Annotated in this window: 23 protein-coding genes and 1 tRNA gene; 10 read left to right on the forward strand and 14 right to left on the reverse strand. The window is 62.2% G+C overall.

The window, feature by feature from the left end; genetic code table 11:
- Window positions 1-75 precede the first annotated feature (75 nt).
- Together map and K420_RS0113950 are read left to right on the forward strand one after the other, a co-directional pair.
- Window positions 76-876, forward strand: coding sequence for a type I methionyl aminopeptidase (map, locus tag K420_RS0113945; protein ID WP_027458611.1), 801 nt, complete (start codon window positions 76-78; stop codon window positions 874-876).
- Entirely contained in the window at window positions 876-3,434 is a 2,559-nt protein-coding gene (locus tag K420_RS0113950) for a [protein-PII] uridylyltransferase (protein WP_027458612.1), read from the forward strand. The genes map and K420_RS0113950 overlap by 1 nt, the downstream gene beginning before the upstream one ends.
- A 50-nt stretch (window positions 3,435-3,484) precedes the next feature.
- Here K420_RS0113950 and K420_RS0113955 read toward each other — a convergent pair whose 3' ends face one another.
- From K420_RS0113955 to smc, 7 genes are read right to left on the reverse strand one after another with little or no spacing between them, the layout of a single operon-like run.
- The gene (locus K420_RS0113955) at window positions 3,485-4,255 is read right to left on the reverse strand and encodes an S-methyl-5'-thioinosine phosphorylase (RefSeq protein WP_027458613.1); all 771 of its coding nucleotides are present in this window, start codon (window positions 4,253-4,255) and stop codon (window positions 3,485-3,487) included.
- 1 nt (window position 4,256) lies between these two features.
- Window positions 4,257-4,961 (reverse strand): class I SAM-dependent methyltransferase, encoded by a 705-nt coding sequence (locus K420_RS0113960; protein WP_027458614.1) that lies wholly within the window; start codon window positions 4,959-4,961, stop codon window positions 4,257-4,259.
- Window positions 4,958-5,506 carry a hypoxanthine-guanine phosphoribosyltransferase gene (locus tag K420_RS0113965; protein WP_027458615.1) on the reverse strand — a complete coding sequence of 183 codons (549 nt, stop codon included), beginning with the start codon at window positions 5,504-5,506 and terminating at the stop codon, window positions 4,958-4,960. Before K420_RS0113965 ends, K420_RS0113960 begins: the two co-directional genes overlap by 4 nt.
- The gene (galU, locus tag K420_RS0113970) at window positions 5,507-6,376 is read right to left on the reverse strand and encodes a UTP--glucose-1-phosphate uridylyltransferase GalU (protein WP_027458616.1); all 870 of its coding nucleotides are present in this window, start codon (window positions 6,374-6,376) and stop codon (window positions 5,507-5,509) included. It lies immediately after the preceding gene.
- Window positions 6,373-8,424: an NAD-dependent DNA ligase LigA gene (gene ligA, locus K420_RS0113975; protein ID WP_035854831.1), complete on the reverse strand. Its 2,052-nt coding sequence runs from the start codon at window positions 8,422-8,424 to the stop codon at window positions 6,373-6,375. The genes galU and ligA overlap by 4 nt, the downstream gene beginning before the upstream one ends.
- Complete coding sequence (locus K420_RS0113980; protein ID WP_027458618.1) at window positions 8,424-9,668, reverse strand: cell division protein ZipA C-terminal FtsZ-binding domain-containing protein; 1,245 nt, start codon at window positions 9,666-9,668, stop codon at window positions 8,424-8,426. Before K420_RS0113980 ends, ligA begins: the two co-directional genes overlap by 1 nt.
- Before the next feature lie 24 nt (window positions 9,669-9,692).
- Complete coding sequence (gene smc, locus K420_RS0113985) at window positions 9,693-13,193, reverse strand: chromosome segregation protein SMC (protein WP_027458619.1); 3,501 nt, start codon at window positions 13,191-13,193, stop codon at window positions 9,693-9,695.
- Between the two features lie 110 nt (window positions 13,194-13,303).
- On the opposite strand from smc, the gene K420_RS0113990 reads away from it, so the two are divergent.
- On the forward strand, window positions 13,304-13,777 hold the full coding sequence (locus K420_RS0113990; protein ID WP_027458620.1) for a nucleoside deaminase: 474 nt from the start codon (window positions 13,304-13,306) through the stop codon (window positions 13,775-13,777).
- A 13-nt stretch (window positions 13,778-13,790) separates the two neighbouring features.
- Window positions 13,791-14,102, forward strand: a complete 312-nt coding sequence (locus tag K420_RS0113995; RefSeq protein WP_027458621.1) for a hypothetical protein — start codon at window positions 13,791-13,793, stop codon at window positions 14,100-14,102.
- 12 nt (window positions 14,103-14,114) lie between these two features.
- On the opposite strand, the gene K420_RS0114000 is transcribed toward K420_RS0113995, so the two are convergent.
- Together K420_RS0114000 and K420_RS0114005 are read right to left on the reverse strand one after the other, a co-directional pair.
- Window positions 14,115-14,570 (reverse strand): hemerythrin domain-containing protein, encoded by a 456-nt coding sequence (locus K420_RS0114000; RefSeq protein ID WP_027458622.1) that lies wholly within the window; start codon window positions 14,568-14,570, stop codon window positions 14,115-14,117.
- Window positions 14,571-14,674: 104 nt separating this feature from the next.
- Window positions 14,675-15,058: a hypothetical protein gene (locus K420_RS0114005; RefSeq protein WP_027458623.1), complete on the reverse strand. Its 384-nt coding sequence runs from the start codon at window positions 15,056-15,058 to the stop codon at window positions 14,675-14,677.
- A gap of 58 nt (window positions 15,059-15,116) precedes the next feature.
- Here K420_RS0114005 and dapC point away from each other — a divergent pair, with 58 nt between their 5' ends.
- Genes dapC through K420_RS19075 form a run of 6 tightly spaced genes read left to right on the forward strand, consistent with a single transcriptional unit; the run spans window position 15,117 to window position 21,317 of the window.
- A complete protein-coding gene (dapC, locus tag K420_RS0114010; protein WP_027458624.1) occupies window positions 15,117-16,307 on the forward strand; it encodes a succinyldiaminopimelate transaminase in 1,191 nt (396 codons plus the stop codon).
- A 21-nt stretch (window positions 16,308-16,328) separates the two neighbouring features.
- On the forward strand, window positions 16,329-17,147 hold the full coding sequence (gene dapD, locus K420_RS0114015; RefSeq protein ID WP_027458625.1) for a 2,3,4,5-tetrahydropyridine-2,6-dicarboxylate N-succinyltransferase: 819 nt from the start codon (window positions 16,329-16,331) through the stop codon (window positions 17,145-17,147).
- Between the two features lie 26 nt (window positions 17,148-17,173).
- Window positions 17,174-18,361 carry a PilT/PilU family type 4a pilus ATPase gene (locus K420_RS0114020; protein ID WP_027458626.1) on the forward strand — a complete coding sequence of 396 codons (1,188 nt, stop codon included), beginning with the start codon at window positions 17,174-17,176 and terminating at the stop codon, window positions 18,359-18,361.
- Window positions 18,361-19,500: a succinyl-diaminopimelate desuccinylase gene (dapE, locus tag K420_RS0114025; protein WP_027458627.1), complete on the forward strand. Its 1,140-nt coding sequence runs from the start codon at window positions 18,361-18,363 to the stop codon at window positions 19,498-19,500. The genes K420_RS0114020 and dapE overlap by 1 nt, the downstream gene beginning before the upstream one ends.
- Before the next feature lie 54 nt (window positions 19,501-19,554).
- Window positions 19,555-20,451, forward strand: a complete 897-nt coding sequence (gene prmB, locus K420_RS0114030) for a 50S ribosomal protein L3 N(5)-glutamine methyltransferase (RefSeq protein WP_027458628.1) — start codon at window positions 19,555-19,557, stop codon at window positions 20,449-20,451.
- A complete protein-coding gene (locus K420_RS19075; protein ID WP_051453146.1) occupies window positions 20,448-21,317 on the forward strand; it encodes a fused MFS/spermidine synthase in 870 nt (289 codons plus the stop codon). The genes prmB and K420_RS19075 overlap by 4 nt, the downstream gene beginning before the upstream one ends.
- A gap of 9 nt (window positions 21,318-21,326) precedes the next feature.
- Here K420_RS19075 and K420_RS0114040 read toward each other — a convergent pair whose 3' ends face one another.
- The 5 genes from K420_RS0114040 to pheT all read right to left on the reverse strand — a co-directional run bounded on the left by K420_RS0114040 (window position 21,327) and on the right by pheT (window position 26,083).
- A complete protein-coding gene (locus K420_RS0114040; protein WP_027458629.1) occupies window positions 21,327-22,787 on the reverse strand; it encodes an aminoacyl-histidine dipeptidase in 1,461 nt (486 codons plus the stop codon).
- A gap of 121 nt (window positions 22,788-22,908) precedes the next feature.
- Window positions 22,909-22,985, reverse strand: a tRNA-Pro gene (locus K420_RS0114045).
- Window positions 22,986-23,021: 36 nt separating this feature from the next.
- On the reverse strand, window positions 23,022-23,399 hold the full coding sequence (locus tag K420_RS0114050) for a MerR family transcriptional regulator (protein WP_027458630.1): 378 nt from the start codon (window positions 23,397-23,399) through the stop codon (window positions 23,022-23,024).
- Window positions 23,383-23,691 carry an integration host factor subunit alpha gene (locus tag K420_RS0114055; protein WP_198293901.1) on the reverse strand — a complete coding sequence of 103 codons (309 nt, stop codon included), beginning with the start codon at window positions 23,689-23,691 and terminating at the stop codon, window positions 23,383-23,385. The genes K420_RS0114050 and K420_RS0114055 overlap by 17 nt, the downstream gene beginning before the upstream one ends.
- A gap of 7 nt (window positions 23,692-23,698) precedes the next feature.
- Window positions 23,699-26,083: a phenylalanine--tRNA ligase subunit beta gene (gene pheT / locus K420_RS0114060; RefSeq protein ID WP_027458632.1), complete on the reverse strand. Its 2,385-nt coding sequence runs from the start codon at window positions 26,081-26,083 to the stop codon at window positions 23,699-23,701.
- Window positions 26,084-26,092 lie beyond the last annotated feature (9 nt).

The raw sequence follows: 26,092 nt of genomic DNA on the forward strand, positions 1-26,092 counted from the left end.
TTTCCCGGGCATCTGCTTTGCGATTGCCGCCCCATCATTTATCCTTGTTTCCCTCCAACGCACCCCAGAACAGCCATGAGCATCACCATCAAGACCCCGGACGAAATCGAAAAAATGCGGGTTGCCGGGCGTCTCGCCGCCGAGGTTCTCGACTTCATCGAGCCCTACGTCAAGGCCGGCATTACTACCGACGAACTCGACAAGCTTTGCCACGACTATATGGTCGACGTGCAGGGCTGCATTCCTGCCCCGCTGAACTACGCCCCGTCCGGATACGATCCTTATCCGAAATCGATCTGCACCTCGGTGAACCAACAGGTCTGCCATGGTGTTCCCGGTGAGCGCATTCTGAAAAACGGCGACATCATCAACCTCGACATCACGACCATCAAGGACGGTTACCATGGCGATACCAGCCGAATGTTCGTGGTCGGGGAAAGTTCCATCCAGGCCAGGCGCCTGTGCGAAATCACCTTTGAATGCATGTGGCTGGGCATTTCGGTCGTCAAACCGGGTGGCCATCTCGGCGATATCGGCGCCATCATCCAGAAGCACGCTGAAAAGAACGGCTATTCGATCGTTCGGGAATTCTGCGGCCACGGCATCGGCAAGAAATTCCATGAGGATCCGCAGGTCCTGCACTACGGCAGGATGGGAACCGGCCCGAAGCTGGAGCCGGGCATGATTTTCACCATCGAGCCGATGATCAATGCAGGCAAGGCTGCGATCCGTGAAATGGCTGACGGCTGGACCATCGTCACCAAGGACCGCAGCCTGTCGGCGCAATGGGAACATACCGTTCTGGTCACCGAGACCGGCTACGAAGTGCTGACCCTGTCGGCCGGCTGTCGGGCCAAACCGGACTGGATTGCCTGATGACCTGCGACGTTGCCGCCCTGCGCGCCGAGATCAAGGCCAATCAGCAACGACTTCAGCAGAACTACGAACACAGCAACGACGCCTGGGCCCTCCTTCGCGAGCGGAGCGCCTTCGTCGATGCCGCCCTCGTCAAGCTGTGGGCGTCCTTTGACTTCCCATCCTCGCTGGCGCTGGCCGCTGTCGGTGGTTATGGCCGCGGGGAATTGTTCCCGTCGTCCGACATCGACCTCTTGATCCTGCTGCCCAAGGATGCCAGCAAGACGACGCAGGAAAAACTGGAACGCCTGGTCGGCCACTTCTGGGATATCGGCCTGGAAATCGGCCACAGCGTACGAACCATCCCGGAATGCCTGGAGGCGGCGACCAACGACATCACGGTGCAAACGGCACTGCTCGAAGCCCGCCTGCTGACTGGCAACGCCAAACTATTCGCCAGCTTCGAAAAGCGCCTGTACGACAATCTCGACCCGCTGGCTTTCTTCGAAGCCAAGCGGCTGGAGCAACGGGAACGCTACCAGCGCTTCAACGAAACGCCCTACAGTCTGGAACCGAACTGTAAGGAATCGCCGGGCGGCCTGCGCGACCTGCAGGTCATTTTCTGGATGGCCCAGGCAGCCGGTTACGGTTCGACCTGGACTGCGTTACAGGAACACGGAATCATCACGCCGGAAGGCGCGCGGATGACCGAGGCCTGCCAGGAATACCTGACCCACCTGCGCATCCGCCTGCATTTCATGCTCGGCCGGCGTGAGGATCGCCTGCTCTTCGACTACCAGAACAACCTGGCCGAAAAGTTCGGTTTCGCGAATAACGAAGCCAAGCGCGCTTCCGAACAACTGATGCAGGTTTACTACCGGCACGCCAAGACCGTGACGGTGCTCAACACGCTGCTTACCCAGAATATCGGTGCCGCGCTGACGCCGAAGACCGAACAGGTACCGCAGCCGCTCGACGACAACTTCCAGATGATCGGCAACCTGCTCGACATCCGGGACGAAAAGCTGTTCGAGCGCATGCCGTCGGCCATCCTCGACAGTTTTCTGGTCATGCAGGAATGCCACGAATTGTCTGGCATGACGACCCGTACGCTACGGGCACTGTGGCGGGCACGCGACCTGATCACGCCGGAATTTCGCGCCAATCCCGAGCACCGCGCCGCCTTTCTCAAGCTGCTGCAGAGCGAGCGAGGCATCGTGCACGAATTTCGGCGCATGAACCAGCTCGACATCCTGGGCAGCTACCTGCCCAACTTCGGCAAGATCGTCGGCCAGATGCAGCACGACCTGTTCCACGTCTACACGGTGGATCAGCATATCCTGCAGGTCATGCGCAACATCCGCCGGTTCACGATGAGCGAATTTGCTCACGAGTACCCGATGTGCTCGCGCATCGCCAGTGAACTCGACCGCCCCTGGCTGCTTTATGTCGCCGCCCTCTTCCACGACATCGCCAAGGGGCGTGGCGGGGATCATTCGGAGCTGGGCACGGTCGATGCCCGCGAATTCTGCGTCGATCACGGCCTGAGCGAGGAAGACACCGAACTGGTCGTCTGGCTGGTGCGCAACCATCTGGTCATGTCGCAGGTCGCCCAGAAAGAGGATCTGACCGACCCGGAGGTCATCGCCCGCTTCGTCACGCTGGTCGGCGACCTGCGCCATCTGCAGGCGCTTTACCTGCTGACCCATGCCGACATCCGGGGCACCAGCCCGAAGGTCTGGAACCACTGGAAGGGCAAACTGCTGGCTGACCTCTACTTCCAGGCGCAGCACCACATCACGCAGGGCAAGGCACCAGAAGCGCACGGCGTGATTGCCGAACGGCAGGCCGAAGCGATGCGCCTGCTGCGTTTCTTCGCCCTCTCGGATACCGTCCACGAACGCCTGTGGAAGCAGCTCGACACCGTCTATTTCCTGCGCCATTCGGCCGAGGAAATCGCCTGGCACACACGGTCTTTGCATTACCGGATCTTCAACAACCAGCCTGTGGTTCGCGCCCGTCCCTACCAGGAAGGTCAAGGCTTGCAGGTCATGGTCTACACGCAGGACCAGCCCGACCTCTTCGCCCGCATCGTCGGTTTTTTTGCCCGGGCCGGCTACAGCATCGTGGATGCCAAGATCCACACCACGGCCCACGGCTATGCGCTGGACAGTTTCGTTGTCCTGGATGTCGAGAACCGCGAGAACGAGCGCGAGATGGTGCCCTACATCGAGCACGAACTGGAGCACCGGCTATTGCATCAACTGCCGCCGGAGATTCCGTCGAGCGGCCGGCTGTCGCGCCAGGTCAAGCACTTCCCGATCAAGCCGGAGGTCAGTATCCGCGGCGATGAAAAGGGTACGCATTTCATTTTGTCGCTGATCGCCGCCGACCGCCCCGGCCTGCTGTACACGGTGGCCAATACGCTGGCCGAACATGGGGCCAGCCTGCAGACCGCGAAGATCACCACGCTCGGCGAGCGGGCTGAGGACGTTTTCCTGATCAGTGGTGGCGACCTGCGCGACACGCAGCATCGCATCCGGCTGGAAACCGAGTTGATGGAGCGGTTGAAAATTTGAGGATCACAGCTTGTCGGCCCCCGCCGACAAGCTGATTGCCGCTCAACCGATCAGACTGACATCCCCATCGGTGTGCAGTTGTCCTGGCAGCCGACCAGGCGCTCGATGATGCTGCGCACCCGGCCCATCGCCTCGTGCAGCACATGTTCCAGGCTCTCGAAATGGATGCCGTTGGCGCTGTCGCCACGCCCGGCCGCGTGGTTGGCAACGACGTTGATGGCGGCGTAGGGAACCCCCAATTCCCGGGCCAGCACGGCTTCCGGCATGCCGGTCATGCCGACCACGTCGGCCCCGTCCCGCTCCAAGCGGTTGATTTCCGCCGCCGTTTCAAGGCGCGGCCCCTGTGTCGCGGCATAGACGGCGTCAACCTTGATCTCGATTCCCAACTCCTGGCCAGCCGCCAGGATGCGCCGGCTCAGTTCGGCATCGTAGGGCTCGGTGAAATCGACATGATTGACCGGCGTGCCATTGCCATCGAAGAAGGTTGAATTGCGCCCCCAGGTGTAGTCAATGATCTGGTTGGGCAGCACGATGTCGCCAGGCTGCAGGTCGCTGCGGATGCTGCCGACCGACGCCACAGAAATGATGCCGCTGACCTTGTGATGATGCAGGGCCCAGATGTTGGCGCGGTAATTGACCCGGTGCGGCGGGATGGTGTGGCCGTAGCCATGGCGCGGCAGGAAAACCGCCGGCTTGCCGCAGATCTGGCCGAAGACCAGCGCGCCGGAAGCCTCGCCATAAGGGGTGCGAACGACTTCGCGGTGCGAGACGTCGAGATTGGACAGCGTGGTCAGGCCGCTGCCGCCGATGATTGCCAACATGTTATTGCTTCCTTTCCGCCAGCAGCGAGGCCAGCGTAGGCACCACGCCCTTCAGCGCGGGGTGAGATTTGCGAAGTTGCGCCAATGGCGCCGCGCCGTCCTCGATCTTGCGATACAGCGCATGGCGCCGCTCGCCGACGAAAGGCAGGTCGCGCAGGGTTTTGTCGTTGTGGTAGCGGACCAGGGTATCGCGCCCGATATCCTTGGCCTGCCAGGGAATGGCCGTCCGGTCGACGAGATGCAGGTAGCGGACCGACGGCAGGTCGACCGCCAGCTCGGCGACCAGGCGGTGCATTTTCTCGCGGTAGGCGGCCACCGCCTGTTGCCCGGCCTCGCTCGGCGTGGCACCGGTGATCTCGGCCGGGGCGCCCATCAGCCAGCAGGCGACGGTATCGGGCTGAAAGATTCTGATGGTGTCACGCTGCGTTGCGTTCAGATCGGCCAGATCAGCCTGCAGCAGCGTCAGCCCCTGGCCAGTCGCCCGCTGCCCGGTCGCTGCCAGACACTCGGGCAGCGCATCGATGGCCAGCACGGCGAGCTCCCTGCCGAGCAGGGCCGCCGTCGAATACCCGACGCCACAGCCGATTTCCAGCACCCGCTGGCCGGGAATCAGCCCGGCCATCCAGGCGTAATCGCCCCGCCGCACATAAGACTGGCCCTCGGTTTCCCAATAGGCCATGAACTCCGCGACGGTCTGACCGCTCACGCCTCGTCCTTCATGGCATAGATGGCCGGCAGGTTGCGCCAGGCACCACCGGCGTCCATGCCGAAGCCAAAGACGAAGCGATCCGGCACGGTGAGGCCGACGAAGTCGGCCGACAATGGCTTCTTCTTGCCATTCAGCTTGTCGGCGAAAACCACCGTCAGCACCTCGGCGGCCCCCATGCGGGTCAGGCTTTCCTTGACCGCCGCCAGGGTGACACCTTCGTCAAGAATGTCATCGACCACCAGCACGGAGCGCCCCTTAACCGAAGTCCACGGCGCCGTACGCCACGAAATCTTGCCACCCTGGGTCTCCGGGCCGTAGCGGGTGGCGTGCAGGTAATCGAAGTCGAGCGGAAACTGCAGGCGGGTCATCAACTGGCCGCAGAACACGACACCGCCGGTCATCACGCACAACACCAGCGGATACTTGTCGACCAGGCGGGCCGTAATGGCCTTCGCCACCTGATCCAGCGCTTCCTGCACTGCCTTTTCGTCGTGGACGACTTCGGCATTGGCCAGCATGGCCTTGGCTTTTTGCAGATCCATTCAGCCTCCCAGGCTCTTCAGGTAAGTATCGAAAGCGGCGCCTACTTCGGGATGGCGCCGTCCGAGATCGACCGTCGCCTGCAAGTAGCCCAGCTTGGAGCCGCAATCGTAGCGGATGCCGTCATAGCGGTAGGCGAGGACCTGCTCTTCGGCGAGCAGCGAAGCAATGCCGTCGGTCAACTGGATCTCGCCGCCAGCCCCCGGTTTGATGTTCTCCAGATGGTGGAAGATGCGTGGCGTCAGGATATAGCGACCGACGACGGCCAGTGTGGACGGGGCATCCTCGGGCTTCGGTTTCTCGACAATGGCGTTGACCTGCTCGACCCGCTCGGCCACCTTACGCGCATCGACGATGCCGTAGCTCTTGGTGTCAGCCCGCGGCACATCCTGCACGCCGAGCACCGAGCACCGGTAGTAATCGTAGGTGTCGGTCATCTGCTTCATCACGGCCGGCGTGCCGTCGAGCAGGTCGTCGGCGAGCAGCACGGCAAACGGCTCGTCGCCGATCACCGGCTTGGCGCACAGCACCGCGTGGCCAAGGCCAAGCGCCTCGGCCTGGCGGATATAGATGCAGTTGATGTTCTTCGGAATCATGTTGCGCACGAATTCCAGCATCTCGTTCTTGCCCCGCGCCGCCAGTTCGCTCTCCAGCTCGTAGGCCTTGTCGAAATGGTCTTCGATGGCCCGCTTGGAGCGGCCAGTCACGAACACCATGTCGGTGATGCCGGCGGCCACCGCTTCCTCCACCGCATACTGAATCAACGGCTTATCGACGATGGGCAGCATTTCCTTCGGGCTGGCCTTGGTCGCCGGCAGGAAACGGGTGCCCATGCCGGCAACCGGGAAAACTGCTTTGCGAACTTTTTTCATTCTTGAACTCCCTGTTCTAGCAAACTCAATAATGCTGCCTCGTCGATCACCGGGATACCCAGTTCCAATGCCTTTTCCAGCTTGGAACCCGCCTCTTCGCCGGCGACCACGTAATCCGTCTTCTTCGACACCGAGCCGGCTACCTTGCCGCCCGCTGCTTCAATACGCGCTTTCGCCTCATCGCGCTTCAGGGTTGGCAACGTACCGGTAAGAACCAGTGTTTTGCCGACCAGCAGCTGCGGCCCGGCCGGCTCCGGCTTGCCCTCCGGCCACTGCACGCCAGCCCGCCGCAACCCCTCGATCACCTCACGGTTGTGCGCCTCCCCGAAGAAGGCCGCAATGCTCGCGGCGACGATGGGGCCGACATCCGGCACCGCCTGGAGGGCATCGCTATCGGCGACCAGCAGAGCATCGAGGCTGCCGAAGTGTTTGGCCAGGTCACGCGCCGTCGCCTCGCCGACATTGCGGATACCCAACGCAAAAATGAAACGGGCGAGCGTCGTCTGCCGACTGGCAGCGATGGCGTCAACCAGATTGCGGGCCGATTTCTCGCCCATGCGCTCCAGCCCAGCCAATTGCTCGACCGTCAGGGCATAGAGGTCGGCAGGGGTGTGGACCAAGCCGGCCTCGACCAGTTGATCAACCAGCTTGTCGCCCAGCCCCTCGATATCCATTGCCCGCCGCGCCGCGAAGTGCCACAGTGCCTGCTTGCGCTGGGCCGGGCAGTAGAGGCCGCCGGTGCAGCGGGCGATTGCCTCGTCCTCGCCTTTCACGATGCGGGAACCGCATTCCGGACAGTTCCCCGGCAACTCGAATGGCGACTGCAGCGGCTCCCCGCCAAACAAGTCGCGCATTGGCCGCTTTTCCGGAACGCTGGCCACGACCTCGGGGATCACGTCACCGGCCCGCCGGACAATCACCGTATCACCGACACGCACATCCTTGCGCCGCACCTCGTCCGCGTTATGCAGCGTGGCATTGGTGACCGTCACGCCGCCGACGAAAACCGGCTTCAGGCGGGCCACCGGCGTAATGGCACCGGTGCGGCCAACCTGGACGTCGATGCCGAGCACCTCGGTCAATGCCTCTTCCGCCGGAAACTTGTGGGCGATGGCAAAGCGCGGCGCACGCGATACGAAACCGAGGGCAGCTTGCCAATCGAGGCGATTGACCTTGTACACCACGCCATCGATATCGTAGGGCAGCTCCGGCCGCTTCTCGCCGATTTCGTTGAAATAAGAGAGAAGACCGCGCGCCCCCTGCACCACCCGGCGTTCTGCCGCCACAGGGAAACCCCAGGCGGCAAGCCTGTCCATCAACTCGGCATGGGTCGTCGCGGCCACCGCATCACTGCCCAGCCCGACGCCATAGGCAAAAAAGGACAAGGGCCGGCCGGCGGTAATGCGCGAATCGAGCTGGCGCAGGCTGCCGGCCGCGGCATTGCGCGGATTGGCGAACTCCTTTTCGCCCCGCTCCCGCTGGCGCGCGTTGAGTTCGGCGAAATCCGCCTTGAACATCAGCACCTCGCCGCGAATCTCTATCCGCTTCGGCCAGCCTTCACCCTGCAGGCGGAGCGGGATATCGCGCAGCGTGCGCAAGTTGGGCGTCACTTCCTCGCCGGTCACTCCGTCGCCGCGGGTCGCGCCACGCAAAAAAATGCCATTTTCGTAGGTCAGGCTGATGGCCAGGCCATCGAATTTCGGCTCCACCGCGTAATCGATGGCCGCGATGGTCTCCAGGCCATCACGCACCCGCTTGTCGAAGGCTTCGACCTCCTCCGGTGCGAACGCATTGTTCAGCGACAGCATGGGCACGCCGTGGGCATGCGGCTGAAACTCCTTGAGCGGCGGCGCACCGACGCGTTGGGTCGGCGAATCGGCTGTCAGCAGGTCAGGATACTGCTGCTCCAGATCCTGCAGTTCGCGGAACAGCTTGTCGTACTCGGCATCCGGGATGGTTGGCGCGTCGAGGACGTAATACGCATGGTTGTGCCGCTCGATTTCTCCACGCAGCCAGGCGGCCCGCTCAACTACCCCCTGCGGTGGCATCAGGAAAACAGGCGCAGGGCTTGCGGCGAACCGGCAGCGAGGCCGAAACCGGCCATGGTCGCCTGCGGTTTGCCAATGAATTCGCGGCGGATGTGGTCAAGCTGCGCATCGGACAGCGGCTGCCGGTTGTCGTCGACCAGGGCCCCCTGCAGCGTATCGGCGAAGCGCTTGGCCACTTCCGTCATCTGCATGAAGACGCGCTCGCCATGATCGACCCGCGGCACGTCGAGCAGGAAGGTCAGGCCATGCGTCGTCAGGCTGCGCAGGGCTTCGACGGAAAACGGCGTGCTCTCGAAATTCTGCAAGCTGAACTGGGCCCGGCCGGCATCGTCGTAACGGGTGAACAGGCCGTCGGCCCCCAGCATCATGCCAGCAGCTTCAGCCAGGGCGCGAATCTTGGTACCCGGGAAGGCTGAACCGCGGCTAACCAGATTGAGGCCGATTTCCAGATCCACCGCGGCGCAGAAGCGGTCGATCTCCGCAGCCTGGTCAAGCACGCGGGAGGGCGGCATGTCGGCCACGGCCATCAGCTCATCGGCCAGCGCCTGCATGGCGTTGGTGAAGATGGCGAGATCGCCTTCCGACACCGGGCCGAGGCGGTTTACCAATTGCAGGCCGACGCGCAGGCGACGCACGTCCACTTCCCCATCCTGCGCCAGGCGTTGCCACTCCCGGGTCTTCTCGTTGAAACCGATCCAGTGCACCGGCTTGTTCAGGCGATGCAGTGCCGAACGTTGGGAATGCAGGATTTGCAGAGAGGAGACCGGCTCGACCAGTTCCATGGCGACGACGAATTCGAGGCGCGGGTCGAGCAGTTCGGCGGGTACCGGGCCGGCATCGATTTCCGGAGCCGCTTCGGCAACCCCGCCGACAACCGGCAGCGGCGCCACCGGTTCGGCGGCAATCGCCGGCGCCGGTATGGCCGGCTCGGGCTCCGGGGTTGGCGCCATGGCCATCGCGTCCTCGACCTCGGTCGGCGTCGGGTCGACCAATACCGGCTCGACGCGCTCGAGGGATGGCTCGCTCTCCTCGACCCGCAGTTCCGGTTCCTGGCGCGGACTTTCCGGCGCTACGGCGACCGGTTCGCCTGTCTTCACCCTGGCCAGCAGGACATCTTCGTGTTGCGGTTTGAGGACTGCCTCGGCCAGCTTGCGCTGGCGCATTTCCTGCCACTTGTTGTAGCCGAACACACCGACCACCGCCGCTGCGCCCAGCCCGATCAATCCCATCTGCAATTCGGTCATCTCGATCTCTTCCCGACGCCGCCCTCAGGCAGCATCGCTCATCTTCAAGGCTTCTTCGATATCCACTTCCACCACGCGCGACACGCCGCTTTCCTGCATGGTGACGCCGACCAGCTGTTCGGCCATTTCCATCGCGATTTTATTATGGGAAATGAACAGGAATTGTGTTGCACCTGACATTTTCTTGACCATGCCGCAGAAGCGCTCGGTATTGGTATCGTCGAGCGGCGCATCAACCTCGTCGAGCAGGCAGAACGGCGCCGGATTGAGCTGGAACATGGCAAAAACCAGCGCGATGGCGGTCAGCGCCTTTTCCCCACCGGACAGCAGGTGGATGGTCGAATTCTTCTTGCCCGGCGGCTGGGCGATGACCTGTACACCGGCATCGAGGATTTCCTCGCCGGTCATCACCAACTCGGCCCGACCACCGCCGAACAGTTCCGGAAACAGCGTGCCGAAATGGCCGTTGACCGTGTCGAACGTGTTCTGCAACAGCTCGCGGGTTTCGCGGTCAATACGCCGGATGGCGTTTTCAAGGGTTTCCATCGCCTCGGTCAGGTCAGCTGCCTGCATATCGAGGTAACCTTTGCGCTCGGCAGCGGTTTCCAGCTCCTGCAAGGCAGCCAGGTTGACCGCACCGAGTTCGGCGATGGCATTGTTCAAACGGGTGATTTCACCCTGCAGGGACGGTGCCTTGGCCTGGCCGATCTCGAGCAGCAACGCACCTTCGTCAGCCCCGGCCTCAACCAGTTGCATGGCGAACTGTTCGGTGTTGAGTGCGGCGGCCTGTTCCTTCAACTTCAGCTCACCGATACGCACACGCAAGGGTTCGAGGCCCTGCTCGATCTTCAGGCGCTGCTCCTCCAGCGCCCGCAGCGCGCCCGTCGCCGCTTCCAGCGCATCGCGCTTGCCGGCCAGGACCTTTTCAGCCGCCTGCCGGGCTTCGAGCGCTGCCTGCAGCGCCTCCTCCATCACGTCAGCCGGCGCCGCCTGCACCTGCTCGGCACACTGGGCGCGATCCTTCTCGATTCGGGTGAGCTCGCGCTGCGCCATGGCCTGCTGGGCGAAAACATCCTGCAACTTGCCGTCAGCCTCGCGCAACGAGAACTGCGCTTCACGCAGGGCCCGGTCGAGGTCGGCATTGCGCTCACGCTCGGCGCGCACGGCCCGCTCGCATTCATCCAGCCTTGACTGGGCGCCGGCGACCAGTACGCGGATGCGGCCCAGGCCGTCGCGGATTTCCTCGATCCGTTCGTCGGCCGCCATTTCGCGCTCGCGCTCGCCCTCCTCTTCCTCGGCCAGTTCGGCGAGTTGTTCGGCGATGCGTTCCTTCTGCTCCTTGTAGCGCTCGATGGCCTGCGTCAGCTTCAGCACCTCCATCTGCATGACATGCACACGCTGCTGGCGATCCGTGACGTACTGGCGGATTTCGTCCATCTCCTCCTTCTTGTCCGCTACCTGCTCATCGAACATCACCAGTTGCTCGCGCACGGCCTCGGCCTGCTCCTCCGCCTGCGCAATACCGCCGGCCAAGGTCTCAATCTCGCGTTGCCGTTCGAGCAGGCCATGTTCGCCCTGGTCGGGGGCGAAGAAAGTCACGCTGTGCTGCGTCAGCAGATCGCCGCCCCGGGTGACGATGGCCGCCCCGAGCGGCAACTCGCCCCGCATTGCGAGACCGTCGGCCAGGCTCTCAGCGACGCGCACCTGGCCCAGCCAGTCGACCAGTACGGCGCGGACGGCCGGGTCGTCGCTGCGCACGCGGGCGGACAGGGAAGCCGGATTACCTGCCATCTCACCCACTGCCCCACCGAGTACGACCGACAGACGCGCCTCCGGGCGATCGCTCAGCCATTCACCCAGCTTACCCGGATCGTCGCAGGCGATGGCCGACAGCCGCTCGCGCAGGACGGCCTCGACAGCATCCTCCCAGCCAGCCTCGACATGAATTGTCTGCCACAGCGGCGGAGCATTTTCCAGGCCGTGCCGACGCAACCATTCCGGCAACTTGCCGCTCTGCTGCGAGCGCGTCTGCATCTGTTCCAGCGCGGCCTGGCGTGCCTGACCGGCGGCCAGCTCGCGCTCGATACGCTGCAGTTCGCCTTGGGCCTCGCGGCGGCGGGCTTCGAGCTGTGGCATTTCCTGCTGCAACTGCTGCAGGTGATCCTGGTCACCGGCCAGCTCCTCGCGCAGCATCGCCAGTTCCTCTTCCCGCTCGGCCAGTTCGAGCTCGTCCGGCGCCTCGCCGAAGGTCTCTTCGCGCAGGCGCTCCCGGCGCTGGGCAATGGCCTGCAGGGCGCGCTGGGCGTGCGATTTGTTGGTCAGTTCGACTTCCAGCTTCTGCTCACCCGTGCTGGAGCGGGTACGCAGGCGCAGCAGCTCCTCCTGGGCCTGGGCGTGGTCTTCCTCGACCTGCGGTGCGATGTTCATCTGCTGATGCAGGCGCTCCTCGGCTTCCTCGACGCGCAGGCGGGCGATTTCCTGGGTTTCTTCCCATTTCAGGCGATCTTCGGCCAGCTTTTCAGCAGTCGCCGTCCAGTGCGCCAGTTCGCCTTCCAGTTGCACCAGGCGCGCTTCCAACTGGCTGCGCGATTCGCGGCGATGGCGGATTTCCGCTTCGAGCCGGGCAACCTCGGCGTTGGCGGCGTACATCTCGCTCTGCGCGTTATGCAGCGCATCGCCGGCGGCAAAATGGGCCTCGCGGGTTTCCTCGGCATGAGCTTCAGTCTCGCGCAATGCGGCGCTCTGCGCTTCGAGTTCGGTCGTCGCCCGTTCGACTTCCAGTGCCAGGCGCTGGCGCTCGGCCTCCGCTTCACGCTTCCGGAGCAGCCAGAGCAGCTGCTGGCGCTGGCTCAATTGCTCGTTCAGGGCATGGTAACGACGCGCCACCTCGGCCTGGGACTCCAGGCGTTCGATCTGGTGGCCGAGTTCCTCGCGGATATCCTCGACACGCAGCAGGTTCTCGCGGGTATCTTCCAGCCGCCCCTGCGTTTCCTTGCGCCGCTCCTTGTAGCGGGTCACGCCAGCCGCTTCTTCGAGGAAGACGCGCAGGTCGTCCGGCTTGGCCTCGATGATGCGTGAGATCATGCCCTGGCCGATGATGGCATAGGCGCGCGGCCCGAGTCCGGTGCCGAGGAAGAGATCGGTGATGTCCTTGCGACGGACCTTCAGGTTGTTGATGAAGTAATCCGATTGTCCCTGACGGGTCAGCATCCGCTTGACCGACAATTCGGCATATTGCGACCACTGGCCCATCGCCCGGCCCAGGGAATTGTCAAAAATCAGTTCGACGGAAGCGCGCGACACCGGCTTGCGGTTGGTCGAACCGTTGAAGATGACGTCCATCATCGACTCGCCGCGCAGTTCCGAGGCCTTGGATTCGCCCAGAACCCAGCGCACGGCGTCCATGATATTGGACTTGCCGCAACCATTGGGGCCGACGACCCCGACCAGTTGCCCGGGCAGGGCAACGGCTGTCGGATCGACGAAGGACTTGAAGCCGGCGAGTTTGAGTTTGGTCAGGCGCATGGTGTGGACCGTGGCGCGTTTCATGCTGCACCGCAACGGGGGGCGTATGATAGCATCCCGCTCAGGCCTGTCCCGCACCCGTCCTTCAGCCCCTACGGAGCCCGCAAGCGATGCATGACGACGACTATTTCCTCGCCCGCGCCATCGAACTGGCAACGCGGGGTAGCCAAGCCGGCGAAGGCGGCCCTTTCGGTGCCGTCCTTGTGCGTGACGGTCACATCATTGCCGAGGGCTGGAACCGTGTCGTCGCCAGCAATGATCCGACCGCCCATGCCGAAATTGGCGCCATCCGCACCGCGTGCGCCGGGGCCGGGCACTTCCACCTCCCCGGCTGCACCCTCTACGCCTCCAGCGAACCCTGCCCGATGTGCCTGTCGGCCGCCTACTGGGCACGCATCGAGCGCATCGTCTTTGCCAACAGCCGGGCCGAGGCTGCCGCCATCGGTTTTTGCGACGACGAACTGTATGGCGAACTGAACCGGCACTTCGCGCAGCGCAGCATCATCATGGAGCACCATCCGATGCCAGGCGCCCTCCGACCACTCGAACACTGGTCGAGCAATCCCGATCGCGTGGCGTACTGAAGCGCCCGCCACAATGCTCCCCTCCATCCCCCATCGCGCCGAAACCCTGCAGGTATTGCGGCTCATCGTCAGCGAACCAATCCTGATGCTGGCCGGCGACGATGATGGCTGCGGCTCCCGGTGGACTATTGGCGGCCAGCAGATCCAACCGGCGATCGCCCGCTATTTGATGGAATCTGGCTTCGTCGTTGACATCGGCAAGACCGAATTGGGCGCCCGGAAACTGGCGCTGACTGAAACCGGCATCCAGTTCCGCGAAACCGGGCTGCATTGGTGGTCGGAACTCAACCTGGTACAGAAAATACGGATCACCCTGCTCGGCTGAGCAAGCAGGTGATCAACAGGCGCCGTCCTGACTCAGCCACATCCCGGCATGTGCCTGTACCACACCGCTGAAGGCAGACGCTCCCAGGCTTTTGCCTAGCAACGTGTCCTCTTCCCGAATGTGTCGTTCCAGCCAGTATTCGATATAGCGGATCACCCCGTACACATCGGCCTCGGGGTGTTCCATCTCATCCAGGCGTTTCCGGATACCGTGCAGCATGGCCAGATGCTTCTCGCCGTGCCGCCGGAAATCGACCCCGGCCTCCCGGGCCAGCCGCCCCTCGGTTTCACAATGTTCCACCAAGGTTACAAAAAGCTCATCTGCTTCTTCCTTCATGTAGGTATTGTGTTCGATGCAGGAAATCTTCAGGGACGCCAGACGTTCGAACAGATCGGCATGTTGCGCATCGATCTCGGGCACATTGATGAGCAGCGCACCGGGCAAATAGGAAAACGATCGACTATCCATATCCCTCCCGAATCCATGTCGAACAGGCGCCCGAAAAGTCGGAGCCCCATCCGGAGAAATCTAGTCGATCGTTACAGTTTTAACAATATGTCAAACAGGATAGGTCAGCGCTTGCGTTCCACCTGAAATATCAGGCGGTTACCTTGCGCATCAGCCGCCTCGCCCTCGAAGGTACGGCAGGAGAGCGCGCGCCAACGGGCCGCCAGAATCCGGCCATCGCTGCAGCGAATGCTGCCCCGGCCCGACTCGCCCAGACAACTCCCGGGCTGCGGCGCGGTATCGGGCGGTGCCATCTCGCCGTCGCAACGCAGGGCGCCCCGCGCGTCAACCAACATGAAGCGCCCACCGCCCTGGGTGTTACCGGGAAAAGCCTTGCCCCGCATCTCGCCGGGAATATCGCTCAACGTACCGCGTGCGTGGTAGCCGAAGGCACAGCCAGCGGCCAACAAGGACATGATCGTGATCAGCAGGACGGTGCGCGGGTTCATGAGGCAGGCAAGTCGTTTTCGGCGATAATCGACCTTTTACACCCATTCGACGCTCGACGTGAATCCGCATCTCGCCCATCTCCAGCCCTACCCCTTCGAAAAGCTGCGCGCCCTGTTCGCCGGCGTGACGCCGAATCCCGAATACAAGGAGATCAAGCTCTCCATCGGCGAGCCGCAGCACGCCACGCCGCAATTCATCATGGATGCCCTGGCCGGCGGCCTGAAGGGGCTGGCCAATTACCCCACCACCCAAGGTACGCCAATGCTGCGTCAGGCCATCGCCGCCTGGTGCGACCGTCGCTACGGCCTCTTCCTGAATCCGGAAACCGAGATCCTGCCGGTCAACGGCTCGCGCGAGGCACTGTTCTCCTTCGCCCAGACCGTGATCGACCCGAGCCGCGGCCACGTTCCCATCGTCGTCAGCCCCAACCCGTTCTACCAGATCTACGAAGGCGCCGCCTACCTCTCCGGCGCCGAACCACGTTTCCTGAACAATCTGCCGGAAAACGACTTTGCCTTTGACTATGGCCAGCTGACCGAAGCCGAATGGGCTCGCGTCCAACTGTTCTATGTCTGCTCGCCAGGCAACCCGACCGGCAAGGTGCTGTCTCTGGATGACTGGAAAACGCTGTTCGCGCTGTCCGATAAATACGGCTTCATCATCGCCTCCGACGAGTGCTATTCGGAAATCTATTTTGACGAGGCCAACCCGCCGATTGGCGGCCTGCAGGCTGCCAAGCTGCTCGGCCGCAGCAATGAGCGACTGGTCATGTTCTCCAGCCTCTCGAAGCGTTCCAACGTGCCGGGCATGCGCTCCGGTTTCGTGGCTGGTGACGAAAAAATCCTCAAAAAATTCCTGCTTTATCGTACCTATCACGGCTGCGCCATGGCACCTCCGGTGCAGACCGCCTCGGTCGCCGCCTGGAATGACGAAGCCCATGTGCTCGACAACCGCAACCAGTACCGCGACAAGTTCGCTGCCTGCACACCGCAGATCGCCGAGGTACTGGGCACTGGCATGCCGGACGCCAGCTTCTACCTGTGGGCAAGAACACCGATTGCCGATACCGACTTCGCCCGCCTTTTGCTCGAACACTATAATGTCGTCGTTTTGCCCGGCAGTTTCCTCGCTCGCGAATCGCAGGGCGTCAATCCCGGGGCCAATTTCATCCGTATCGCGCTGGTCGCCGGCCAGGAAGAGTGCCTCGAAGCCACCCGGCGCATCCGCCAGTTTGCCCAACAACTGTAATCTTCATTCAGAGAGAATCACATGACCCATCCCTTGCAAGCCACCATCGAAGAACTCTGGGAACGCCGCACCGAGCTGTCGCCGCAATCCGCCCCGACGACCATCGCCGCCATCGAATCCGTGATCGGTGACCTGGATGCCGGCAAGCTGCGCGTTGCCGAAAAGATCGCCGACGAGTGGTTCACCCACCAGTGGATCAAGAAGGCCGTGTTGCTCTCCTTCCGCGTCCGCGACAACCGTATCCAGGAAAGCGGCGATGTCCGTTTCTACGACAAAGTCGACACCAAGTTCCAGGGCTGGACTGACGAGCAGTTCAAGGCCGGCGGCTTCCGCGTCGTGCCGGGCGCCTTCGCCCGCAAGGGTTCTTTCGTCGCCAAGAACGTCGTGCTGATGCCCTCCTTCGTCAACATCGGCGCCCACGTCGATGAAGGCACCATGGTCGACACCTGGGCTACCGTGGGTTCCTGCGCCCAGATCGGCAAGAACGTGCACCTCTCCGGCGGCGTCGGCATCGGCGGCGTGCTCGAGCCGCTGCAGGCCAACCCGACCATCATCGAAGACAACTGCTTCATCGGCGCCCGCTCGGAAGTCGTCGAAGGCGTCGTCATCGGCGAGAACTCGGTGATCTCGATGGGTGTTTACATCGGCCAGAGCACGCCGATCTACGACCGCGAAACCGGCGAAGTGAGCTACGGCAAGGTGCCCCCGGGCTCGGTCGTGATTTCCGGCTCGCTCCCCAAGGACGGTGGCAAGTACAGCCTGTACGCGGCCGTGATCGTCAAGAAGGTCGATGCGCAGACCCGTTCCAAGACCAGCATCAACGAACTGCTGCGCGCCTGAGTTCCACTCATCACGAAGGTCTTGCCATGATCCTCGACAAATTGTTCCAGCTGATGTCTGAAAAGCAGGCCTCGGATATCTTCATATCCGCCGGCGCGCCGATCCACATCAAGATCCAGGGCAACACGATCCCGGTCAACCAGCAGATCATGCTGCCGGACATGATCGAGAAGATCGCTTACGAACTGATGTCGCCGGACCAGGTCAAGACCTTCGAATCCACCTGGGAGATGAACCTCTCCTTCGGTGTCCCGAATGTCGGCAATTTCCGTGTCAACATTTTCCGGCAGCGTGGTTCGACCAGTATCGTCATCCGCTTCATCCTCGGCAACATTCCCGCCCTCGACCAGCTCGGCCTGCCCAACATCCTCGGCGAACTGATCATGGAAAAGCGTGGTCTGATCCTGATCGTCGGCGCCACGGGCTCGGGCAAGTCGACGACCATCGCCTCGATGCTCGACCATCGGAACGCCAACCGTTCCGGCCACATCCTGACGGTTGAAGACCCCATCGAATTTCTCTTCAAGCACAAGAAATCGATCGTCAACCAGCGTGAAATCGGCATGGACACGCAGGACTGGCAAGCCGCGCTGAAGAACGCCATGCGCCAGGCGCCGGACTGCATCCTGATCGGCGAAATCCGCGACAAGGAAACCATGCAGGCAGCCATCGCCTATTCACAGACCGGCCACCTGTGCCTGGCGACGCTCCACGCCAACAACTCCTACCATGCGCTGAACCGCATCATCAGCTTCTTCCCCGCCGAGAACCGCCCGGCGCTTTTCCTCGACCTGTCCGTCGCCCTGCGCGCCATCATTTCGCAGCGCCTCGTCAAGAAGCCGGATGGCAAGCGCATTCCGACCACCGAGATCATGCTCAATACCCGCCACATCAGCGAACTGATCGAGCGTGGCGAGGTGCAGGGCATCAAGGATGCCATGGAGCAAACCCTGGCCCCAGGATCGCAGACCTTCGAGCAGGACTTGTTCAACCTGTACAGCGCCGGCACCATCACCATCGACGAAGCACTGGCCAACGCCGACTCGCCAACCAATCTGTCCTGGCTGATCAACAACTCCGAATTTGGCAGCAGCAACGGCAAGGACGAAAAGAAGGCCGACGCGACGCTCGAATTCGACAGCACCAACGAAGGCGGCACCTCCTTCAAGGAATTCACGCTCAGCCTGGCCGACCACGACGAAGAAACCTCCTGATGTCCGACCCCACTCTCGCACTGGCGAAGCAAATCATCGCCTGTCACTCCGTCACACCCGAAGACGGCGGCTGCATGGAAATCATCGGCGAGCGCCTCAAGCCGCTCGGTTTCACCCTTGAATACATCAACCGAAACGGCGTGACCAACCTGTGGGCCCGTCGTGGCACGCAGGCGCCGCTGTTTGTCTTCGCCGGTCATACCGACGTCGTGCCGACCGGCCCGCTCAATCAATGGACCTCACCGCCCTTTGCCCCGGAAATCCGCGACGGCATGCTCTACGGGCGTGGAACGGCCGACATGAAATCCTCGCTGGCAGCTTCGGTCACCGCCGTCGAGTCCTTTCTCGCGGCGCATCCGGAGTATTCCGGCTCGCTCGGTTTCCTGCTCACCTCCGACGAGGAAGGCGATGCCACCGACGGTACGGTTGCTGTCGTCGAGGCACTGAAGGCGCGCGGCGAAACCATCGATTTCTGCATCATCGGCGAACCAACCTCGGTCAACACCCTCGGCGACATGATCAAGAACGGCCGGCGCGGCTCGCTGTCCGGCGTGCTGACGGTCAAGGGCATCCAGTGCCATATCGCCTACCCGGAAAAAGGCCGCAATCCGATCCACGAAGCAGCGCCGGCTCTGGCCGAACTGGCCACCACCGTCTGGGATGAGGGCAACGAGTACTACCAGCCGACGACCTGGCAGATCTCCAATATCCACGGCGGTACGGGCGCCACCAACGTTGTCCCAGGAAGCGTCGAGATCAAGTTCAATTTCCGTTTCTCGACGGCGAGCACGCCGGAAAGCCTGCAGTCCCGCCTGTGCGCCATCCTGGACAAGCACCAGCTCGATTACGACATCAAATGGACGCTCGGCGCCCGCCCCTTCCTGACCGGCCGGGGCCCGCTGGCCGATGCGGCAATAGCAGCCATCCGCGAAATCTGCGGCCTCGAAACTGAGCTATCGACCACCGGCGGCACGTCTGATGGCCGCTTCATCGCCGACATCTGCAAGCAAATGCTGGAGATCGGCCCGGTCAATGCGACCAGCCACAAGATCGACGAATGCATCGCCATCGACGCGTTCCCCAAACTCTCCGCCATCTATGACCGCATCCTGCGGCAGTTGTTAGTCACTCGTCGTTAGTTGCTAGCAAAGCCCTTCTGCTAACGACCCAAAGCCAACAACTCGCAACTCGCCATGACCACCGCCGCCAAGACCGAACTCTTCACCGTTCGCGATTACATCCGCTACGCCGTCAGCCGCTTCAATGCCGCCGGCCTGTTTTTTGGCCACGGCAACGACAATGCCTGGGACGAAGCGGTTTACCTCACCCTGCACACGCTGAACCTGCCGCTTGACCGCCTGGAGCCTTTCCTCGACGCCCGCCTCTTGCCGCACGAACGCGAACAACTGCTCGACATCTACACCCGCCGCTGCCAGGACCGTCTGCCGGCCGCCTACCTGACGCATGAAGCCTGGCTGGGCGAGCACCGTTTCTATGTCGACGACCGCGTCATCGTACCGCGCTCCTTCATCGCCGAACTGCTCGATGAACAACTCGCGCCGTGGATCGACGATCCCTGGGCCATCGAATCGGCGCTCGATCTTTGCACTGGTTCCGGTTGCCTGGCCATCCTGACCGCCCTCGCCTTCCCCAATGCCGAGGTTGCCGCCGTCGACCTGTCGCCCGATGCCATCGCCGTCGCTGAACGCAACGTGGCCGATTACAGCCTGTACAACCGGATCGAGTTGATCCAGTCCGATGCTTTCCAGAATCTGGCCGGCCGCAAGTTTGACCTGATCGTTTCCAACCCGCCCTATGTCAATGCCGAGTCGGTTGCCCGCCTGCCGCCGGAATACCTGCACGAACCCGAACTGGCGCTCGGCTCGGGCGAGGACGGCCTCGACTTCACCCGCATCATCCTGCACGAAGCGAAGCAGCACCTGACCGACAACGGCATCCTGGTCGTCGAAATCGGCCATAACCGGGAGGCACTGGAAGCTGCCTACCCGACGCTGCCCTTCATCTGGCTGGATACCGCCGCTGGCGATCAGTACGTCTTCCTGCTCCACGCCAGCGACCTACCGGATTGACCCGACTCTTCGAATTACCCAGTCCGTTCGAAGTCGAGACGGGCACCGTGCTGCTGCATGAACCGCCTTGGGCACGTGCCGGAGAACTGCGTGCCCAATTGCTGGACGAGAGCTACCCCAAGCCCTTCGTCATCGACGACGGCAAGTCGCGCTTCCTGTATTTCAACGTCCGCCTGATGCAGAGCGAAATGTCGCTCAAGGCACCGAATGACCTGGCCATCCGATATACCCAGAAAATGATGGCCTTCCTGCTCTTCCAGCCGCGCCCGAAACGCGTCGCCCTGATCGGTTTGGGCGGAGGCTCGCTGGTCAAGTTCTGCTACCACCGGATGCCCGGGACACACATGACGGCAGTCGAACTCGACCCCGACGTCATCGCCTTCCGCGATACCTTCCTCGTGCCGCCCGACAACGAGCGCCTGCAAATCGTAACCGGTGACGGTGCTGAATTCGTTGCGTCAACGGAAAAAGGCCTCGATGTCCTGCTCGTGGACGCCTTCGACAAGACTGGTTTTGCCCCAGCGCTGGCCAACCGTGAGTTCTTCGAGAACGCCTACGCCAAGCTGGCCGGCAACGGCGTGCTGGTCATCAACCTGGCCGGCGAAAAGGACAGTTACGCGGGCCTGATCGGCGAAGTCATGCATGTTTTCGACGACCAGGTCATCGTCATCTCGGTGCCGGACGACGGCAACCACGTGCTGTACGCTTTCAAGGAACGCTATTTCGAACCGCGCTGGCGCTGGCTGCACAATTTCGCCAAGGAACTGCGCGCCAAATTCGGTCTCGACTTTCCGGCCTTCGTGCAGAAAATGGAACGCTCCAGCAAACTCGGCCTCGCCCGTCGCGAGGCCATACGCGGCCGCTGAACCGGACCTTCAGCGCAACTCGGCCAGAATCGCCGTCAACAGTCGCCAGCAACGCTCGACCGAGGCGATCTCGACCCGCTCGCCCGGCGCATGTGCGCCGCGTATGGTCGGGCCGAACGAAACAATGTCCATACCCGGATATTTCGCACCGATGATGCCGCACTCCAGACCGGCATGGATCACCTGCACCTTCGACTCGGTACCGAAATCCCGCCGATAGACCTCTTGGCAGGTCTTCAGCAACGGGGAATCGGGATTCGGCGCCCAACCCGGGTAATGGCCATCCTGTAGCGCCGGGGTGCCACTCAAGGCCCACAGGCTGATAATTTCATCGGCCAACGCCTGGCCACCGCAGTCGACCAGCGAACGTACCATGAAATTACATGTACCGCCGTTCGGCCCGAGATCCAGCATCCCCAGATTGTTTGAGGTTTCCACCACACCGGGCACCCGTCGGCTCATCCGTCGAACACCATGGGGCGCGGCATGGAGCGACGATAACCAGACGCCCTGCTCAGCCACCGGCAGCACGGATGACACGGCACAGGCGCCGAGCAGCAGCCGCAGGCCATCGTCCACACCACTCAACTCGTCCCGCAAGGTCTTTTCCCACCCAGCGACAGCTTCGGCCAACGGCTGACCAAGTCCTGCTGGCAGCGCGAATATCGCCTCAGCTTCGCGAGGCAATGCATTGCGCGCAGTCCCGCCCTTGCATTTGGCCAAGCGCAAGGGAAATTTAGCCGCCAGGCCATGCAGCGTACGAACCAGCAGCTTGATGGCATTACCGCGCTCCTCGTGGATATCAACCCCGGAATGCCCGCCACGCAGCCCTTGCAGCGTCAGACGCCAGCCTTCGTAGCTGGCCGGACAAGGCTCAGCCGGAGAATGGCGCACCACATTGACATCCAGGCCACCGGCACAGCCCAGATAGAACTCGCCCCAGTCCTCGGTATCCAGGTTCAACATCAGCCTCCCCTGCAACACCCCTGGCACCAGGCCACGCGCTCCACCCATGCCGGCCTCTTCATCCACCGTCAGCAGTGCTTCGAGTGGGCCATGAGCGATGTCGTCGCTCTCCAGAACCGCAAGGATCAAGGCAACACCGATCCCGTTATCAGCCCCCAGTGTCGTTTTCTCCGCCACCAGCCAGCCATCACGGCATTCCGGGATAATGGGATCGTAGGAAAAATCGTGTTCGCTGTCAGCATTCTTCTGACACACCATGTCCAGATGCGCCTGCAGCACCACGCCCGGCGATTTTTCCCAGCCAGGTGTCGCCGGCTTCCGGACGATCAGGTTACCCGCCGTATCCACCTCCGCCGCCAGGCCACGTGCCAAAGCCCAGGCCAACAGGCCGTCTCGTAGCGCCGCCTCATCTTTCGATGGGCGAGGAACACTGCACAAAGTGGCAAAATGAGCCCACACCCGCGCTGGTTGCAGACTGGAGAACATTGTATTGGATTGATTCATTGGCAAGCCTCGAAGAACAGTCTCTTGATTGCCACCGCCCTGAATCGTTAGGCAGCCCGGCCTGATTCGGCCCAAAAGAAAAGGCCAGTTCCGAGAAACTGGCCTAACTCCTTGATTTCACTGGTCGGGGCGGCGGGATTCGAACTCGCGACCCCTTGCACCCCATGCAAGTGCGCTACCAGGCTGCGCTACGCCCCGACGTGAGCCAAGCATTATACCTGAAAAGCCCCGATTTCAAAGCCGCAACATCTCGATAATTGCAGTCAATTCGCTGCGCAAGCCCCCTGGAACCTTGGCGGAATCGGCGACTTCGGCCGCAGCCATATCAACAGCCCCGCCTTCGTCCAGCCTGTTACGCGCACCACTAATCGTAAACCCCTGATTATAAAGAAGTTCACGAATCCGCCTGACCAAAAGAACTTCATGGTGCTGGTAATAGCGACGATTACCCCTGCGCTTGACCGGCTTGAGTTGATTGAATTCCTGCTCCCAGTAACGCAAGACATGCGGCTTGACGCCGCATAGCTCGCTGACTTCACCGATGGTGAAGTACCGCTTGGCGGGAATGGGCGGCAACTCATCGCCGCCCGCAGTCTTATGCCGTTGTTCCATCGAAGGCTAGTTCAACATCCGATTTGAGTTTCTGGCTGGCATGGAAAGTCACCACACGACGCGCGGTAATGGGGATTTCCTGCCCGGTCTTGGGGTTGCGCCCGGGGCGCTGCGGCTTGTCGCGCAACTGAAAGTTGCCGAAGCCGGACAATTTGACACCGTCCCCGGTCTCCAGCGCATTACGGATTTCTTCGAAGAAGGCCTCAACCATGTCCTTGGCCTCACGCTTGTTGAGGCCAACTTTCTCAAACAGCAGGTCGGCGAGTTCCGCTTTGGTCAGCGTCATCGTTATTGTTCCGTCAGGCACGCAGTTGAGCACCGAATGCCTGTTCGAAACAGGACACCAGTTGCTGCATCGCAGCATCAACTTCCGAATCTTGCAAAGTGCGTTGAGTATCTTGCATAACTATCCGGAAAGCAAGACTTTTCTTGTTTTCGGGGACACCCTTTCCGACGTATACATCGAACAATTGAATGTCCCGGATAAGGCCGGAAATTTGCCCTTTCAAGCCATCGAGCAAGGTCTGCAAAGCGACATTCTGGTCCACGACAATGGCCAGGTCACGAATCACCGGCGGGAATTTCGATACCTCGGAATAGACTGGGACGTTAACCGCCTTGGCTGCCGCAAAGTCGAGCTCAAAGAGCACCGGTGCATTCGGTAGGTCATATTTTTGCACCCACTCGGGATGCAATTCGCCAAGGCAACCGATGTCCTGCTCATCGAGCAACACACGGGCTGCACGCCCGGGATGCAAGGCCGGATGCTGCAATTTTTCGAAGCGCAGTTGCGCCGGAGCGAACAAGGCCTCGATGTCGCCCTTGACATCAAAGAAATCGACCTTGCGCGCCCCCCCGGCCCAACCTTCCGGCAATGCGTTACCAAAGGCCAGGCCGGCCAGTTTCCATGGCTGACGGAAACCGCTGACCGGCGCAGCCTGGGCATCACGATGGAAGGTGCGACCGACTTCGAAGAGTCGAACACGCCCCTGCTTGCGCTTCAGGTTGGTCACCAGATTGGCTACCAGACCGCCAAACAGGCTGGAACGCATCACAGCCATCTGGCTGGCGATCGGATTGGCGAGACGGATCAAGTCGGCTTCCGCCGTCCGGGCTGCGAAATCAGCCTCCCAGGCCTCCTCGACGAAAGCAAAATTGACCACTTCCTGATAGCCGCGATCAGCCAGCATCTGACGGATGCGATAGGCCGGACGCTGGGCCTCGGGTTGAGGCATCATGGCCAGACGCGCCTGCGGGGCCGGCGACGGAATGTTGTCGTAGCCGTAGAGACGTGCGATCTCCTCGATCAGGTCCTCCTCGATTTCCATATCAAAGCGCCAGCTTGGCGGCGTCACCAGGAAATCGTCACCATTCTGTTCGAAGGACAAGGCCAGCCCCTTGAACAAGGCAGCTATGCGCTCGCTCCCCAATGGCAGACCGAGCACCTTCTCGGCGCGGGGAGTACGCAGGCGAACCGGCGTGCGCGCCGGCAACTCGGCCCGCGCTTCGACGACCGGACCCGCCTGGCCGCCGCAGACGTCAAGAATGAGTTGCGTCGCCCGTTCCATGGCGCGACGAACACCGCCAAAATCGACTCCACGCTCGAAACGGTGCGAGGCGTCGGATGCAAAACCATAGCGCCGGGCGCGGCCGGCGATCGCGCGCGGGGAGAAGAATGCCGACTCAAGGAAGAGTTCCGTCGTCTCCAGCGTGATACCGCTCTCCTCTCCCCCCATGATGCCGGCCATGGCCAACGGCTTGGCATCGTCGGCGATCATCAGAACGTCTGAATCGACCGCAATGGTTTGCTCGTTGAGCAGCAGCAATTTCTCATCTGTTCGGGCCAGGCGAGCATGCACGGCGCCATTGAGCTTCGTATTGTCGAAAGCATGCAACGGCTGGCCCAGTTCGAGCATGACGTAATTGGTCACATCGACCAAGGCGGAAATGGCACGGATACCGCTCCGCTCCAGGCGGCGCTTCATCCACTCCGGTGTCGGGGCCTTGGCGTTGACGTCCTTGATCACCCGGCCGCAGTAAAGTGGGCAGGCATCCGGCGCATCGAGTACGACGGAACGCTGGTCGGCAATACTCGCCGGGACTTCCTGAACGACAGGCAAGCAGGTTGCGGCACCGGTGATGGCTCCCACTTCGCGGGCTATGCCAAGCAGCGACAGACAGTCGGCACGGTTCGGCGTCAGCTTGAGCTCGAATTGCTGGTCGTCGAGGTCGAGATACTGGCGAATGCTCTGCCCGACCGGTGCATCAACTGGCAGGATCAGCAGGCCGGAAGCCTCTTCGGCGATGCCGAGTTCCTTCGCCGAACAGAGCATGCCGGATGATTCGATGCCGCGCACCTTGGCAACCTTGATCCTGAAATCGCCGGGTAGCTCAGCCCCCGGCAAGGCGCAGGGAACCTTGAGGCCAGCCGCGACGTTCGGCGCACCGCACACGATCTGCTGCGGCGTACCGCTGCCGATATCGACCTGACAGACATTCAGACGATCGGCATCCGGATGCTTGACGACCTCAAGAACCTGAGCGACGACAACGCTCGTGAAGGCGGGTGCGACGGGCTGCAGTTCCTCGACTTCGAGGCCAGCCATGGTCAGCAGGTGGGAGAGTTCCTCGCTCGTCAGCTTCGGATCGACAAGGGTACGCAACCAGGATTCGGAGAATTTCATTGGCGTGTC

This window comes from Dechloromonas agitata is5, from assembly GCF_000519045.1.
GTDB classification, from domain to species: domain Bacteria; phylum Pseudomonadota; class Gammaproteobacteria; order Burkholderiales; family Rhodocyclaceae; genus Azonexus; species Azonexus agitatus.